Below are 15,154 nucleotides of genomic sequence, written 5' to 3' on the forward strand. Positions count from 1 at the left end.
TGAAAAGCCGTCAGACCCCTTCTTTCCAGGGCGGATTCGTGTCCTGCATGTCGACATGTCACTACAGCGTGTTGCCGACATGTGACATTCTTCCGGAAGCGCGTTTGCCGCGGCTTCGGCTCCGGTATTCAGGTGAAGGCTGAACTCTCCTCGCCGGAGAGCATCGGCCGCGACCGTCCCGCGACCCAGAGGGGGTGGCATGTCCGCAGATCAGGGCAGCTCCGAGGTGCTGACGCTCACCAAGAGCGAGACCCCTGCCAAGGAGCTCGAGGCGCTCGACGCGCTCGACGTGCTCGACGACGTTGCGGCCCTCGCGGCCGCTGAGGCCCCGGCTCTCCCGGCCGCGCCTGCCCCAGCCCTGCCGGCCTCGGAGGTCATCGACACCCGCACCCTGTCCCGCTCCCTGTTCCTGCGGCTCGCCGCACTCGGCGAGGAAAGCCCCGAACGTGGCTACGTCCGGGACACCCTGATCGAGCTCAACCTCCCCCTGGTCCGCTACGCGGCCGCCCGCTTCCGCTCCCGCAACGAGCCGATGGAGGACATCGTCCAGGTCGGCACCATCGGCCTGATCAAGGCGATCGACCGCTTCGACTGCGAGCGGGGCGTGGAGTTCCCGACCTTCGCGATGCCCACGGTCGTCGGCGAGATCAAGCGCTTCTTCCGCGACACGTCGTGGTCGGTGCGGGTGCCCAGGCGCCTGCAGGAGCTGCGCCTGGCGCTGACGAAGGCCAGCGACGAGCTGTCGCAGAAGCTGGACCGGTCGCCCACGGTTGCCGAACTCGCCGCCGTGCTGGGTGTGTCGGAGGAGGACGTGGTCGACGGCCTCGCGGTCGGCAACGCGTACACCGCCTCCTCCCTCGACTCCCCGGCCCCCGAGGACGACGGCGGCGAGGGCTCCCTGGCCGACCGCCTCGGCTACGAGGACACGGCACTGGAGGGCGTGGAGTACCGCGAGTCGCTCAAGCCGCTGCTCGCCAAGCTCCCGCCCCGTGAGCGGCGCATCATCATGCTCCGCTTCTTCGCCAACATGACCCAGTCGCAGATCGGCGAGGAGGTCGGCATCTCGCAGATGCACGTCTCCCGGCTGCTGACCCGCACCCTGGCCCAGCTGCGGGAGGGCCTCATCTCGGACTGAACCTCTTCGGGAGGCTTCCTATTTGACGGGGTGTCATACACCATGGCGCGATGCCATGGGTGACATCAACTCGTGGCCGTCGAGGCGCCGTTGTGGCCGCCTCGGCGGCCGCCGTGTGCATGGGCACGATCCTGGCCGCATGCGGGGCCGACGGCCCGGGCGGCGGATACGTCGCGGTGGGAGCGGCCGGCGGTTCGCCCCGGACGCCGGGTACCGCGGCACCGACGGAGGACGTCACGCTGGTACCGCTGGACGGCGCCGGCGCCGGCGCCGGCGAATCCGGCGACTCGGGCGGCTACACCCGTTCCGACGGCTCGGGCGGACCGGGCAACGCGGGGAGCTCAGCGGGTCCGGGTCCGGGTCCGGGCAACGCGCCAGGGCAGCCGGGGAGTCAGGGGGGCGGCGATCCCGGCGGGACCGGGACCGGGACCGGCATCGGGACCGGGACTGGGACTGGGAACGGGACCACGGCCGGCGGATCCTCCGGTGCACCGGACTCCGGCGGCCGGACATCTCCGGGCAGCGGCAGTTCGCACGCCCCGTCCGCCCCCTCGCCCCCCTCCGGCGGCAGTGGTCGTACGACACCCCCGGCGCCCCCGGCACCCCCCGCTCCCGCTCCCGCTCCCGCCGAACTGAGCGCCGGCGACCCCGTCCGGCAGGCCACGGACCGGCGGTGGTGCGAGAAGGTGACCGTGGCCTTCCGCAACTTCGGTGGCACGGCGGTGCGTTCGGGCACCGTGACCCTCGGGACGCACATCATCGGCGCGCTAGGGATCGACTGGGCCACGGTCGAGTCGACCGAGGAGCTTCCGGCTCCGATCGGAGCCGGCACGCGGAAGGACGGGAGCTGGACGGTGTGTGTGGATGCGTGGCAGGTGCCACTGGGCATGCACATCGAGACGCGGGACGTCTCGGTCCAGTGGAAGTAGTCCGGCCGGCGCCGCGACCTACTTGAGCGCGAGCCAGGCGACGGCCGCGACGACCGCCACCGCGATCACGATGCCGACGATCAGGCCGGTCCGCGGGCCGGAGGGAGCCTCCTGCTGCCTGCCCTGGGGGGCCGCCTCGTCGACGAACGCGCGGAACATCTGGGTGCTGCCGGCGGGGTCGTAGTTGCCCTGGGGGCCCTGGGTGTTAGCCATGGCCCGAGACCCTAGCGAAAAGGCGGGGGCTGCCCAACCCGGGGTCCGGTTGCCGTGGTCCGGGACGCGGCGGGAGTTGGCCCGGAAACACCTTTGGCTGACCGGTTCGAGTCGCCCCACCTGCGAATTTACGCATGTCAACACTTGCCTTTGCCAGGTTTTTGCACCGTCGCACCCTCGATCTATTTGCCTGCAGCAACCAACCGCCTCTATGGTTGCCCCAAGCAACGAATACGGGAGGTGTGATGGCTGGGCAGGCGCAGTACGAAGAGCTGGCGCGTCAGCTCAGTGCCGTCGGGGCCGTGAAGCGGGACATGGGGCGGATACTGCCGCACGACTGCCCGGCCGGTTCGGCCGCCGTGCTGACCCTGCTCGGCCGCCACGGCGACATGCGCATGAGCAAGCTCGCGGAGCTGCTCGCCGTGGACATGTCGGTCACCAGCCGGCATGTCGCGCACGTCGCCGCACGCGGCTGGATCGAGCGGCTGCCGGACCCCGCGGACAAGCGCTCGCGCATCCTGCGCCTGACGCCCGCGGGCGTGGCCCAGCTGGACGAGCTGTCCCGGCGGACCACCCAGCTGCTCGCCGAGCGGCTGAGCGACTGGACCGACGACGAGGTCGGTCAGCTCATCCGGCTGATGACGCGCCTGCGCGCCAGCTTCGGCGACTGCCGGTCCGCCCCGGCCCGGCACCCCGCACCCGTAGTCGAAGAGACCACCCGTACACCCGCAAGCACGTAAGAAAAGGAAGCCCATGGCAACGACCACACCAGCCGGTGTGCGGGCTCACGCCAAGCACGGGGGAGGCTCCCCGGGCGGTGCACCGATGACGCACCGGCAGATCATGGAGGCCCTGTCCGGGCTGCTGCTCGGCATGTTCGTGGCGATCCTGTCGTCCACGATCGTCTCCAACGCGCTGCCGCACATCATCGGCGACCTCGGTGGCGGCCAGTCCGCCTACACCTGGGTGGTCACCGCCGCCCTGCTGTCGATGACCGCGGCCACTCCCCTGTGGGGCAAGCTCGCCGACCTGTACAGCAAGAAGGCGCTCGTCCAGATAGCCCTCGTCATCTACGTCGTCGCGTCGATGGCCGCCGGGCTCTCGCAGAACCCCGGCATGCTGATCGCCTGCCGTGTGGTCCAGGGCATCGGCGTCGGCGGTCTGTCCGCCCTGGCGCAGATCGTCATGGCGGCGATGATCTCCCCGCGTGAGCGCGGGCGTTACTCCGGTTACCTCGGCGCCACGTTCGCCGTCGCCACCGTCGGCGGCCCGCTGCTCGGCGGTGTCATCACCGACACCTCCTGGCTGGGCTGGCGCTGGTGCTTCTACGTCGGTGTGCCGTTCGCGGTGATCGCGCTGATCGTGCTGCAGAAGACCCTGCACCTGCCCGTGGTGAAGCGGGACGCGAAGGTCGACTGGGGCGGCGCGTTCCTCATCTCCGCCGCCGTGTCGGTGCTGCTGATCTGGGTCACCTTCGCCGGTGACAAGTACGACTGGCTGTCCTGGCAGACCTACACCATGGTCGCCGGCTCGGTCGTCCTCGGACTGCTGTTCGTGCTGGTCGAGGCCAAGGCCGCGGAGCCGATCATCCCGCTGCGGCTGTTCCGCAACCGCACCATCACGCTGGCGTCGCTGGCCTCGCTGTTCGTCGGTGTCGCGATGTTCACCGGCACGGTGTTCTTCAGCCAGTACTTCCAGCTGGCCCGCGACAAGTCCCCGACGATGTCGGGTGTCATGACGATCCCGATGATCGGCGGTCTGTTCGTCTCCTCCACCGTCTCCGGTCAGTTCATCACCCGCACCGGGCGCTGGAAGGCGTGGCTGGTCAGCGGTGGTGTGCTGGTGACGGCCGGGCTGGGCCTGCTGGGCGGCATCCGGTACGACACGCCGTACTGGAAGCTGGCGGTCTTCATGGCCCTGCTGGGTCTCGGCATCGGCATGATGATGCAGAACCTGGTGCTGTGCACGCAGAACCAGGTCGACCCCTCCGACCTCGGCTCGGCCAGCTCCACGGTCACCTTCTTCCGTTCCCTCGGCGGTGCGGTCGGTGTCTCCGCGCTGGGCGCGGTGATGGTCAACCGGATCACCGACTACGTCAAGGACGGCCTGGCCGACCTCGGCCCGAGGTACGCACGGCTCGCGTCCGGTGCGGGCTCCGGCACCGACAGCATCCCGGACATGAACAAGCTGCCGAGGCCGCTGCGCACGGTCATGGAGAGCGCCTACGGCCACGGCATCGCCGACATCTTCCTGATCGCCGGCGCGCTGGCCGCGGTCGCCTTCCTGATCACGCTGTTCATCAAGGAGGTGCCGCTGCGCACCAGGGGCGGCCTGGCGCAGGCCGGCGAGGGCGCGTCCGCGCCGGTGGACCCGGCGGCGGCTCCGGCCGTCGCCGAGGCGCACGTCCCGGCCCCGGCCGCCGTGGTGGCCGCCTTCTCCCCGGCCGGCCCGGCCGGGGAGAAGGTGCCGAGCTGGGCGGTGGCCACCACCACCCAGGCGGGTGCCGAGGGCATGCAGAGGCCGGCCGCCCTCGCCACGGTGGCGCCCGGTGAGGCCGCTGCCGACGCAGGTGGCGGGATTCCGGTGCACGGCTTCGTCCGGGGCGCCGAGGGCGCCCCGGTGCCGCGGGCCGCGGTCACGCTGATCTCGCTGGCGGGCCGCCACCTGGGACGTTCGGTCGCGCAGGCCGACGGCGCCTACGCGGTGGACGCGCCGGGTGTGGGGTCGTACGTCCTGATCGCCGCCGCCGACGGCTTCCAGCCGCAGGCGTCCACGGTCGTGGTGAACGGCGAGCCGGTCGCGTACGACATCCTGCTCAGCGGCACCAGCGGGCTGAGCGGCGTGGTCCGGGCGAGCGAGTCCGGACTGCCGGTGAAGGACGCGATGGTGATCGTCACCGATGTGCGCGGTGACCTGCTGGCCACCGGGACCACCGGGGAGAGCGGCGAGTTCGCCTTCGCCGAGCTGGTGCCGGGCGCGGTGACCGTGGCGGTGAACGCCGCCGGGTACCGGCCGCGGGCGCTGCCGGTCGAGGTGGGCGGCACCGGGGTCACCCGGGTCGAGATCGACCTCGACTCCGGCGCCCGGCTCCTGGGCGTCGTCCGCGCTCCGCACGGGCCCCTCGCGGACGCCCGGGTGACGCTGGTCGACGCGGCGGGCAACGTGGTCGCAACGACCACCACCGGCACGGACGGCGCGTACGCCTTCACCGACCTGAACGCCGGCGAGTACACCGTCATCGCGACGGGCTACCCGCCGGTGGCGACGGCCCTGACGGTCACCGGCCGCGGCGTCGACGGCCACGACATCGAACTCGCCCATCCCGGCGAGTAGTTCGAACCCCGGCCCGTGCGGGGCGCGCTCCGAGCGGCGGTGCGCCCCGCACGGGCCGGTTCCATGCGACCGATTTGTAAGCCTCTGCATGCGAGTGAGCCATGGGGACGCGCCGGTGGCGAGGGGCCCCGGAGGCGAACGAGCAATGGGAAAAGGGAGAAAACGGGATGGGATTGACCGCGAGGATCCGCACCCGGGACGGATGGGCCGTGTCGCACGCGGTCGTCACGGTGACCGACATGGCTGGCACTCAGGTGCTGCGCGCGGAGGCGGACCACGAGGGCAGCGTGCGGGACACGACGGAGCTGGCGCCGGGGGCGTACACCGTCATCGTCACCGCCGTGGGTTACGCGCCCGCCGCCGCCGGCGCCATCGTGACCGCGAGCGGCCGGGCGGAGGTGGGCACGGTGACGCTGGCCCGGCAGGGCGGCACCGAGCTGCCGCCGCCGGGGCCGTGGACGATCGACCCGGCGCACTCCTCGGTCGCCGCCCTCGCCCAGCACCTGGGCATCTCCAGCGTGCACGGACGGTTCACGGAGTTCGCGGGCACGATCGAGATCGCCCCGGACGACGTCACCAAGTCCCGGGTGGCGGCGGTGATCCGCGCCGCCTCCATCGACACGGGCAACGGCATGCGCGACGGCCATCTGAAGTCCCCCGACTTCCTGGACGTCGAGAGCCACCCGGAGATCACCTACCGCTCCACGGGAGTGACGGCCGCCGGCGCGGACCGCTGGACCGTCCACGGCGAGCTGGGCATGCACGGTGTGCTCCGCCCGGTCGACCTGGACCTCGCCTACCTGGGCACCGGGGCCGACCCCTGGGGCGGCACCCGCGCCGCCTTCCGTGCGACGACGGAACTGCGCCGGGAGGACTTCGCCATGAACTACAACCAGGTCCTGCAGGCCGGTATCGCCGCGATCGGCACGACCCTGAAGGTGGAGCTGGACATCCAAGCCGTGCAGGGCGAGTACCCGTCGGCCGTCTGACGGCGGGCACCCTCCGTTCGCACACGTCCGGCGCCCGTCCCGGGGCTCATGAGGTTGGTTGCCTCTGTCCCCGGTTCGCCGATCGGCTCCCCACCCCTCATCCCCCACCCCTCATCCGGTGCTGTTCGCGTCGACGATGCGGCGGGCCAGATCCCGCAGTTTCACGTTCTCCCGCTGCGAGGCGCGCACCAGGCTGTCGAATGCCTCCGCCGCGTCGATGTTCATGCGCTCCATCAGGATGCCGGTGGCCTGGCCGATCAGGTCCCGGGTGCGCATCGCCTCGGTGAGCTGCTCGCGCACGGTCGCCGACTCCAGGGCGAGGCTGACGTGCGCGGTGAACAGCCGGCCGATCCGGGTGGCGGCCTCGTCGAAGGCGCGCGGCTTGCGGGCGTAGGCGGTGAGCACGGTCAGCCGCCGCTTGTCGGCGCGCAGCCGCAGCGCGAGCGCCGAGCGCAGACCCAGTCCGGCGAGCGTCTCGCCGCCGTCCTCGGCCTCGCTGTCCGCCATGCGCACCACGGGTGCCTGCCACAGGTGCTCCCAGTACGGCGGCTTGTCACGGCTCACGCCCGGCCCCTCGGCGGTGCGTACGACCTCGTCGGTCCAGGCGACCGTACGGCGGTGGCTGCCGCGTTCCAGCACGGAGATGCCCGCGTGCTCGGCGCCCGGCAGCAGCCGCACGGCGAGCCGCACCGCGGCCCCCATGGTGCTGTGCGGGGTGACCGTGTCGTGCAGTTGCTGCGCCGCCGCCGTCAGTGCTTCGGCCAGCTCGAAGCCCCCCGGAAAAAGGGGCAATTCAGAAAAGTCGGACGCAGGCACCACGAACCTCTTCGGCATGCACGGCGCTGAGCCATGCGCAGGAGAGCTCCGCAGCACATTCCCGACTGCGAGCACAGGACGAACAGAACCTTATCTCGTCCCTGCGCGGGGGTTCCGCCTGGTCGACGGTCGGCTTCCGCCCTATGAACCGGCGTGCGGAGATGGTGCAATGGAGCCGGACGGATCAGGAAGCGGCCTTGCTGAGACCGGATGGACCGCTGCCTTCTGTCAGGTGAGTGCCTCCCGGAAGGGCGGGCACAGGCAGGGTCGGCCGCCGTACGGCCCCGGGGCCCGGGCAGCCCCTGGGCCGCGGGCATGGCACCGCGGGCCAGGACCCGCAACGCCTGGGGGTACCACCCAGGCCGTCAAGGCACTGCGGAAGGGATGCGCGGGTCACCGTCGTCGTGCTGGGCGACGAGTGGAACGGCGGCCGCGGGTGCGATCGGCGGCACGGCCGAGGCCGTCGACGCGCCGGACTGCGTGGAGCCGCTCGTCGAGTCCGGGCGGGCGGGTCAGCCGCGCTCGACCATCGCCTCGATGCCGGCGACCAGCAGGTCCAGGGCGAAGGCGAAGTCCCGGTCCAGCATCTCCGCGACCGTGTCCCCGCCCCGGGCCGCCATCAGGTTCACGGACTCCCGCAGCCCCTGAGCCGCGTCCGGGGCCCGCCTCGCGGCGCGCATCGCATGCCGGAAGTAGTCGTCCGGGGCCATGCCCGCGTCGGCGCAGCGGGCGACGAAGTGGCCCTCGATCGTGCCGTAGCCGTAGACGAACTGGAAGACGGCGGAGATCGCCCCGGTCAGGCCGCGCTCGGGCAGTCCGGTGCGGCGGACGACCCGCTGCACCGTGCCGGAGAAGGCCAGCGCGTTCGGGCCGATGTTGAGGAACGTCCCGGCCAGCGGCGACAGCCAGGGGTGGCGCACCAGCAGCGCCCGGTACTCGGTGGCGAGCCGGCGCAGCTGCTCGCGCCAGTCCGCGCCGGCGTCCGCTGCGTCCGGCAGCCGCAGCTCGCCGAAGGCGGCGTCGAGGGCGAGTTCGAGCAGGTCGTCCTTGGTGTCCACGTACCAGTACACGGACATCGCGGTGACGTTCAGCTCGGCGGCGAGCCGGCGCATGGAGAACCCGGCCAGGCCCTCGGCGTCCAGCAGCCGCACCGTGACCTCGGTGATCCGCTCCCGGTCCAGCCCCGACGGCTGTCCGCCGCCGCGCCCGCCCCGGCGCGCCTTGCCCTCCAGCCAGACGCTGGTACGCGCCGCGCCCCTGGGTCCCCGGGCTCCCTGGGCTGCCTTCACCATGGCGCACCTTCCTCGACTTCCGAACGGGCGGTCCCACCGAGCGGGCCGTGAGGAGCGCGAGGGGCACGGAGCTGCACCGACGCGGGCCCGGCGGCCACCACCACCGAGTCTGCCCGCTCCGCCCCGCGCGGCAACAAGGACAGGCAGGAGCGGTGACCCCAAGGCCACCGCTCCTGCCTCGTCGGCGACGCGTCGGCGACGCGTCAGCTGTCACCCGCCGTCGTCGTCTTCTGCGTGAGGTCGTAGAAGGTCGCCGAACCGACCGTCACCTTCTTGAAGTTCTTCTCGACCCACGAGGTGATCCGGGAGGCGGTGCCGCCGCCGCTGCCGCCCATGCGGCCGCCACCCATGCCGCCGCCGGCGATGAAGTAGTGGACCCTTCCCTGGGCCACGTACTTCTGGAACTGGGCCGGCGTCGGGGACGGGTCGGTGCCGTTGAAGCCGCCGATGGCCATGACCGGTTCGCCGGTGGCGAGCTGGTAGCCGGCCGCGTTCTGGGAACCGATGGACGCGGCGGCCCAGGTGTACTCGGACGCGTCCTGCTCCAGCAGCTTCCTGGCCGCGGAGGAGACGGCGACGCCGTTGAGCAGGCCGCCCACGCCACCGCCGGCACCGCCAGTGCGGCCACCGTCGCCCTGCGCCATGCCTCCCCCGGCACCGGGGAAGCCGTTGCCGTTCGGCCGGCCCCGACCGTTCTGGTTGTTCTGGCCCGGCACACCGCCGCCCGGGAAGCCGCCGCCCGGCACACCGCCGCCCGGGAAGCCGTTGCCGTTCTGGCGCCCCTGACCGTTCTGGTTGTTCTGGCCCGGCATGCCGCCGCCGAAGCCGCCACGCATACCGCCGCGACCGCCCGGGCCGCCGCCCCGGCCACCGAAGCCCATCATGCTCGCGCCCGCCGGTCCGGCCGTCGGAATGGAACCGGTGTGCGCGGAGTTCACCGTGCTCAGTGTGTACGCCGTCGGACCGGCCAGGCCGGTCACGACGGCCGCGGCGACCGCCGCGAGGGCGAGCCGCCGGCCGAGCCGGGCCGCGAAGATCAGGCCGAGGGCCGCCGTGAGCCCGCCGACCAGGACCAGCCACTTCAGCCAGGGCACATAGGCGGGGGTGCGGTTGAGCAGGACGTAGCCCCAGGCCGCGGTCGCCGTGACGGCGGCGGCGAGGGAGAGCGACGCCCGGAGCCGGGAGCGTTCCTCCCACAGGACCGTCGCCCCCATGCCGACGACGGCGGCGATGTAGGGCGCGAGGGCGACCGTGTAGTACTGGTGGAAGATGCCCGCCATGTAGCTGAAGACGGCCACGGTCATCAGCAGCGAGCCGCCCCAGGCCAGGAAGGAGGCGCGGGCGAGGTCGGTGCGCCCGGCCACAGGGGTCCCCCCGCCGGAGCGGAGGCGAGAGCGGGGGACGGCCAGGACCAGCCCCGCGACCAGCAGGATCAGCGCGGCCGGGAGCAGCCAGGAGATCTGGCCGCCGATCTCGGCACTGAACATCCGGTCCCAGCCGGTCGCCCCCCAGCGGCCCGTGCCGCCGCCGCCCGGGCCCCCGCCGCCGCCTACGCTGCCGGTCTCGTCGCCGTTGATCCGGCCGAGGCCGTTGTAGCCGAAGGTCAGCTCCAGGAAGCTGTTGTTCTGCGAGCCGCCGATGTAGGGGCGCGAGGAGGCGGGCCACAGTTCGACGATCGCGACCCACCAGCCGCCGGAGACGACGATCGCCACCGTCGCGAGCGCCAGCTGGACCAGCCGCTTCCTCAACCGCACCGGCGCGCAGACGCCGTGGACGAGGGCGAGGGCCGGCAGGATCAGGAACGCCTGCAGGGTCTTCGTCAGGAAGGCGAGGCCGACGGCGGCGCCCGCCCACACCAGCCACTTGGTGCGGCCGTCCTCCAGGCCCCGGATCACGAGGTACACGGTGAGCGCCATCAGCAGCGCGAGCAGCGCGTCCGGGTTGTTGAACCGGAACATCAGCGCCGACACGGGGGTGAGCGCGAGCACCGCGCCCGCGATCAGACCCGCCGCGGGGCTGAACCGGCGGCGCACGGCCGCGTACACCACGGCGACCGTGAGGACGCCCATGATCACCTCGGGAACCAGGATCGCCCACGAGTTGAGCCCGAAGATCCTCACCGACAGCGCCATCGGCCACAGCGACGCCGGGGGCTTGTCGACGGTGATCGCGTTGCCCGCGTCCAGGGAGCCGAAGAAGAACGCCTTCCAGGACCTGCTGCCCGCCTGGACGGCCGCCGAGTAGAAGGAGTTGGCGTAGCCGGAGGCGCTCAGGTCGTAGAGGTAGAGCAGGCCCGTCGCGAGCAGCAGACCGAGGCACGCGGGGCGGGCCCAGCGCGGGTCCTCGGGCCGGCCGCGCCACAGGCGGCGCGCGAAGCGCTTCTTCGGTTCGCCACCCCCGCCCCCGGGCACGGGAGGAGGTGGGTCGGTCACGGCCTGGTGCGGGGCGGGAGACCCGGTGGCGGGGAGCGGCCCCCAGGAGGACGGCCCCGCACCTCCCGGCCGGCTCGTCCGGTCGTACTCAGTGGTCATCGGGAGTCCCTCGGATCGGTGTCGTGCGGACGCACCGGCTGCAACCGCACGGTCGCGTCCCCCCAGGGGGTGCCGTGGGCGTCGCAGGGGTTCTGCCGGTGCGGGCCGGGCTGCGGGTACGGACGGGTGGTGGTGTACGTCGGCGAGGACGGGCCCGGGGAGGCGGCGGCCACGGAGGACGGCCGGTCCTGGCGGTCGGGGAAGACCCAGGCGCGGAAGAGCAGGAAGCGCAGCACGGTCGCCGCGAGGTTGGCGGCGATGAGCACCGCGAGTTCCGTGGAGTGCGCCGGGTTGCCGCTCGCCGCGTTCAGGGCGGCCAGGGAGCCACTGGTCAGGGCGAGGCCGATACCGAAGACGACCAGGCCCTGCGCCTGGTGGCGGACGGCGCCGCCCCGGCCGCGCACGCCGAAGGTCAGCCGCCGGTTGGCGGCGGTGTTGGCGACCGCCGAGACCAGCAGGGCCAGCGCGTTGGCGATCTGCGAACCCGACACCTGCCGGAAGACGCTGTAGAGCAACAGGTAGAAGAGCGTGGACAGGCCGCCCACGACGCAGAAGCCGACGAGCTGGCGGGCCAGCCCCTTGGGCACGTTGGTCAGCTCACGGTCGCGGGGGTCGTCGCCGAACGGGCGGGTGAGCCGGTCCAGCGGCAGCGAACCGGTGGCCAGGGCCTTGCCCACCCGCCACACCCCCTTCAGGTCGTCGGTCGCCGTCTGCACGATGTGCACCGTGGAGTCGGGGTCGTCGACCCAGTCGACCGGTACCTCGTGGATGCGCAGGCCGGCCCGTTCGGCGAGCACCAGCATCTCGGTGTCGAAGAACCAGCCGGTGTCCTCGACCAGTGGCAGCAGCACCTGGGCGACGTCACGCCGGATCGCCTTGAAGCCGCACTGCGCGTCGGAGAACCGGGCCTGCAGCGAGCCGCGCAGGATCAGGTTGTAGGTGCGGGAGACGAACTCCCGCTTGGCGCCGCGCACCACGCGCGAGCTGGGGGCCAGGCGTGAGCCGATCGCCAGGTCGGAGTGACCGGAGATCAGCGGCGCCACCAGCGGCAGCAGGGCGTTGAGGTCGGTGGACAGGTCCACGTCCATGTAGGCGAGGACCGGCGCCCCGGACGCGGACCACACGGTCCGCAGGGCGCGACCGCGGCCCTTCTGCTCCAGGCGGAAGTTGCCGACCTCGTCGAGCTCCGCCTCCAGCCGGGCCGCCACCCGCGGGGTGGCGTCCGTGGACGCGTTGTCCGCGATCGTGATGCGGAACGCGTACGGGAAGGTACGGGTGAGGTGCTCGTGCAGCCTGAGCACACATGGCCGGAGGTCCTTCTCCTCGTTGTAGACGGGGATCACTACGTCCAGAACAGGCGTACCGGCGTCGCCGGCCGGGAGGTGCTCCCGCGCCGGCAGGGTGCCGGGAGAAGAGTCGGTTCGCATGGCACCGACTCTTCTCAAGCGCCCTGTCGCACCGATGTGGTGACGCTGTGCTGACCCTGTGAGTGCGATTGCCGGTCGGCGTCCGGCGCGGGCACGGCGGGGTGCGGCGCGGGCACGGGCAGGGCGGGGTGCGGCGCGGGCAGGTGCACGGTGAACACCGTCCGCCCCGGCACGCTGTCGACGGTCACGGCACCGCCGTGCGCGGTCGCCACGGCCTGCACGATGGCCAGACCGAGCCCCGTCGAACCGGTGGCGCGGGAACGCCCGGAGTCGCCGCGCGCGAACCGTTCGAAGACGTGCGGCAGCAGCTCCGCCGGGATGCCCTGCCCGTCGTCCTCGACGTCCACGCACAGCCACGCCCCGCTCCGCCGCACGCGCGCGGTGACGGTCGTACCGGGCGGCGTGTGCGTGCGGGCGTTGGCCAGCAGGTTGACGAGCACCTGCTGCAGCCGCGCGGCGTCCGCCGACACCAGGGCCGGTTCCTCGGGCAGGGCGAGCCGCCAGTAGTGGCCCCGCCCGGCCGCCCGCGCGTCGCTGATGGTGTCCACGACGAGCGGTACGAGATCGGTCTGCGCGAACTGCAGCGGCCGGCCCGCGTCCAGCCGGGCGAGCAGCAGCAGGTCCTCCACGAGCAGGGTCATCCGCCCGGCCTCGGACTCCATGCGCCCGAGGGCGTGCCGGGTGTCCGGCCCGACCTGTTCCCTTCCGCGGCGCGTGAGTTCGGCGTACCCACGGATGGAGGCGAGGGGGGTGCGGAGCTCGTGGCTCGCGTCCGCGACGAACTGCCGTACCCGCGTCTCGCTCTGCTGACGGGCCTGCAGCGCGCCGTGGATGTGGTCGAGCATGCGGTTGAGCGCCGCGCCGACCTGGCCGACCTCGGTGTGCGGATCGGTCTCGGACTCGGGGACGCGCTCGCTGAGGTTCACCTCGCCGGTGTGCAGGGGGAGCTCGGAGACGCGGGTGGCGGTGGCGGCGACGCGGCGCAGGGGGCGGGTGGCGACGCCGACCAGGACCGAGCCGGCGAGTGAGGCGGCGATGAGACCGGCGGCGGTGACGCTGATCTCCACCAGGATGAGCGTGTTGACGGTGCCGTCGGCGTAGCTGGTCGGGAGAGCGACGTAGAAGTTGCCGTTGGGACCGGTCCTGTACTCGACACGGTAGTCACCCAGGCCGGGCAGATCGACGGTCTGTACCGTGCGGTCGACCTGCGGAACGGAGGAGAGCGCGGCGAGCTGGGCCTGCGTCAGAGTCCTCGCACTCATCTGGAAGTTGGAGCGGGATTTCTGGCCGCGCCGGCAGTCGGTGATGCGGCCGTTGTCCACCTTGGCGGCGACCGTCGTACCGCTCGGCTGCGGGCCCTTGGTGACGAAGTCGGTCAGGTTGATCTGCTTCGGCTCCCGGTGCTGGTCGTCGGCAACGTCCTTGCCGGGCCGGTCCGGGGGTCTGAACTGGCCGGACGCCCGCGCCGCGACCTCGCTCAGCTGGTCGTCCAGCTGGTCGTACAGGTGGGACCGCAGCGCCAGCGTCGTCACCGTGCCGATCACCGCGCAGACGACGGCGATCAGCGCCACGGACGCGACGACGAGCCGCGTGCGCAGCGTGCGCGGCTTCCCCGCCCGTCGCTTCCGCGGACGCGGCCGCCGTCGCCCGCTCATGACGTCGCGGGCTTGATCAGGTAACCGGCCCCGCGTCGGGTGTGGATCATCGGCTCCCGCCCGGCGTCGATCTTCCGGCGCAGGTAGGAGATGTACAGCTCGACGACGTTGGCCTGCCCGCCGAAGTCGTAGGACCACACGCGGTCCAGGATCTGCGCCTTGCTGAGCACACGCCGTGGATTGCGCATGAGGAAACGCAGCAGCTCGAACTCGGTGGCGGTGAGGTGGATGTTCTCCCCGGCCCGGGAGACCTCGTGGCTGTCCTCGTCGAGGGTGAGGTCGCCGACGACGAGCACGGAGTCGGACCGCCGGTCGGCGGCACCCGACCGCCGGATCAGCCCGCGCAGCCGGGCGACGACCTCCTCCAGGCTGAACGGCTTGGTGACGTAGTCGTCGCCGCCCGCGGTGAGCCCGGCGATTCTGTCCTCGACGGCGTCCTTGGCTGTCAGGAAGAGGACGGGCACGTCGGGGAGCTCGCGGCGCAGCCGTCCCAGGACGGCGAGTCCGTCCATGTCGGGCAGCATCATGTCGAGGACGACCGCGTCGGGCCGGAACTCGCGCGCGGTCTGCAGGGCGCCGTGCCCGTCCCCCGCGCTGCGGATCTGCCAGCCCTCGTAACGCAGGGCCATGGACAGCAGTTCGGTGATCGACAGCTCGTCGTCCACCACAAGCACCCGGACCGGGCTCCCGTCCGGCCTCAGCAGTTCGGTGCGCCCCTGGGGCGAGGTCGTGGTCATGGTGCACACCATGTCGGGATCCGCTGAGAGCGCCCTTTCACCAGTCTGTGATTTCCCTGAGAAACCCACAGGTACCTCTCAGGGAACGCCTGGGAAC

General features: G+C 72.2%; 12 protein-coding genes. 5 read left to right on the top strand and 7 right to left on the bottom strand.

The genetic code is table 11. The features are described 5' to 3' along the window. The first annotated feature begins 199 nt into the window (after nucleotides 1-199). A complete protein-coding gene (locus ACH4UM_RS14465) occupies nucleotides 200-1,135 on the top strand; it encodes an RNA polymerase sigma factor SigF (RefSeq protein WP_398177850.1) in 936 nt (311 codons plus the stop codon). Between the two features lie 692 nt (nucleotides 1,136-1,827). Next, nucleotides 1,828-2,064 (top strand): hypothetical protein, encoded by a 237-nt coding sequence (locus tag ACH4UM_RS14470; protein WP_398177853.1) that lies wholly within the window; start codon nucleotides 1,828-1,830, stop codon nucleotides 2,062-2,064. Between the two features lie 18 nt (nucleotides 2,065-2,082). Here the strand turns inward: ACH4UM_RS14470 and ACH4UM_RS14475 are convergent, their stop codons facing one another. Continuing rightward, a complete protein-coding gene (locus ACH4UM_RS14475) occupies nucleotides 2,083-2,277 on the bottom strand; it encodes a hypothetical protein (RefSeq protein WP_398177856.1) in 195 nt (64 codons plus the stop codon). Between the two features lie 245 nt (nucleotides 2,278-2,522). Between ACH4UM_RS14475 and ACH4UM_RS14480 the strand changes: the two genes are divergently transcribed. The 3 genes from ACH4UM_RS14480 (at nucleotide 2,523) to ACH4UM_RS14490 (ending at nucleotide 6,599) form a co-directional block, all read left to right on the top strand. Further along, a complete protein-coding gene (locus ACH4UM_RS14480; protein ID WP_398177859.1) occupies nucleotides 2,523-3,017 on the top strand; it encodes a MarR family winged helix-turn-helix transcriptional regulator in 495 nt (164 codons plus the stop codon). 13 nt (nucleotides 3,018-3,030) lie between these two features. Then, a complete protein-coding gene (locus ACH4UM_RS14485; RefSeq protein ID WP_398177862.1) occupies nucleotides 3,031-5,610 on the top strand; it encodes an MFS transporter in 2,580 nt (859 codons plus the stop codon). Between the two features lie 167 nt (nucleotides 5,611-5,777). After that, the gene (locus ACH4UM_RS14490) at nucleotides 5,778-6,599 is read left to right on the top strand and encodes a YceI family protein (RefSeq protein WP_398177864.1); all 822 of its coding nucleotides are present in this window, start codon (nucleotides 5,778-5,780) and stop codon (nucleotides 6,597-6,599) included. A gap of 111 nt (nucleotides 6,600-6,710) precedes the next feature. Here ACH4UM_RS14490 and ACH4UM_RS14495 read toward each other — a convergent pair whose 3' ends face one another. From ACH4UM_RS14495 to ACH4UM_RS14520, 6 genes are all read right to left on the bottom strand, one after another. Then, nucleotides 6,711-7,433: a GAF and ANTAR domain-containing protein gene (locus tag ACH4UM_RS14495; protein WP_398177867.1), complete on the bottom strand. Its 723-nt coding sequence runs from the start codon at nucleotides 7,431-7,433 to the stop codon at nucleotides 6,711-6,713. A gap of 494 nt (nucleotides 7,434-7,927) precedes the next feature. Then, nucleotides 7,928-8,707 carry a TetR/AcrR family transcriptional regulator gene (locus ACH4UM_RS14500; RefSeq protein ID WP_398177869.1) on the bottom strand — a complete coding sequence of 260 codons (780 nt, stop codon included), beginning with the start codon at nucleotides 8,705-8,707 and terminating at the stop codon, nucleotides 7,928-7,930. A gap of 203 nt (nucleotides 8,708-8,910) precedes the next feature. Beyond that, nucleotides 8,911-11,238, bottom strand: a complete 2,328-nt coding sequence (locus ACH4UM_RS14505) for a glycosyltransferase family 39 protein (protein WP_398177872.1) — start codon at nucleotides 11,236-11,238, stop codon at nucleotides 8,911-8,913. Beyond that, a complete protein-coding gene (locus ACH4UM_RS14510) occupies nucleotides 11,235-12,665 on the bottom strand; it encodes a glycosyltransferase (RefSeq protein ID WP_398177874.1) in 1,431 nt (476 codons plus the stop codon). The genes ACH4UM_RS14505 and ACH4UM_RS14510 overlap by 4 nt, the downstream gene beginning before the upstream one ends. A 14-nt stretch (nucleotides 12,666-12,679) precedes the next feature. Beyond that, nucleotides 12,680-14,320, bottom strand: coding sequence for a sensor histidine kinase (locus tag ACH4UM_RS14515; RefSeq protein WP_398177877.1), 1,641 nt, complete (start codon nucleotides 14,318-14,320; stop codon nucleotides 12,680-12,682). Continuing rightward, on the bottom strand, nucleotides 14,317-15,057 hold the full coding sequence (locus ACH4UM_RS14520; protein WP_398177880.1) for a response regulator transcription factor: 741 nt from the start codon (nucleotides 15,055-15,057) through the stop codon (nucleotides 14,317-14,319). The genes ACH4UM_RS14515 and ACH4UM_RS14520 overlap by 4 nt, the downstream gene beginning before the upstream one ends. Between the last annotated feature and the right edge of the window lie 97 nt (nucleotides 15,058-15,154).

It is taken from the genome of Streptomyces sp. NPDC020801 (assembly GCF_044334385.1).
In the GTDB taxonomy this organism is placed as follows: domain Bacteria; phylum Actinomycetota; class Actinomycetes; order Streptomycetales; family Streptomycetaceae; genus Streptomyces.

Excerpts from the sequence above, each read along its gene's own strand:
- ACH4UM_RS14465 (WP_398177850.1), top strand. The coding sequence starts at position 200 with ATGTCCGCAGATCAGGGCAGCTCCGAGGTGCTGACGCTCACCAAGAGC.
- ACH4UM_RS14475 (WP_398177856.1), bottom strand. The coding sequence starts at position 2,277 with ATGGCTAACACCCAGGGCCCCCAGGGCAACTACGACCCCGCCGGCAGC.
- ACH4UM_RS14480 (WP_398177859.1), top strand. The coding sequence starts at position 2,523 with ATGGCTGGGCAGGCGCAGTACGAAGAGCTGGCGCGTCAGCTCAGTGCC.
- ACH4UM_RS14485 (WP_398177862.1), top strand. The coding sequence starts at position 3,031 with ATGGCAACGACCACACCAGCCGGTGTGCGGGCTCACGCCAAGCACGGG.
- ACH4UM_RS14490 (WP_398177864.1), top strand. The coding sequence starts at position 5,778 with ATGGGATTGACCGCGAGGATCCGCACCCGGGACGGATGGGCCGTGTCG.
- ACH4UM_RS14495 (WP_398177867.1), bottom strand. The coding sequence starts at position 7,433 with ATGCCGAAGAGGTTCGTGGTGCCTGCGTCCGACTTTTCTGAATTGCCC.
- ACH4UM_RS14500 (WP_398177869.1), bottom strand. The coding sequence starts at position 8,707 with ATGGTGAAGGCAGCCCAGGGAGCCCGGGGACCCAGGGGCGCGGCGCGT.
- ACH4UM_RS14505 (WP_398177872.1), bottom strand. The coding sequence starts at position 11,238 with ATGACCACTGAGTACGACCGGACGAGCCGGCCGGGAGGTGCGGGGCCG.
- ACH4UM_RS14510 (WP_398177874.1), bottom strand. The coding sequence starts at position 12,665 with ATGCGAACCGACTCTTCTCCCGGCACCCTGCCGGCGCGGGAGCACCTC.
- ACH4UM_RS14515 (WP_398177877.1), bottom strand. The coding sequence starts at position 14,320 with ATGAGCGGGCGACGGCGGCCGCGTCCGCGGAAGCGACGGGCGGGGAAG.
- ACH4UM_RS14520 (WP_398177880.1), bottom strand. The coding sequence starts at position 15,057 with ATGACCACGACCTCGCCCCAGGGGCGCACCGAACTGCTGAGGCCGGAC.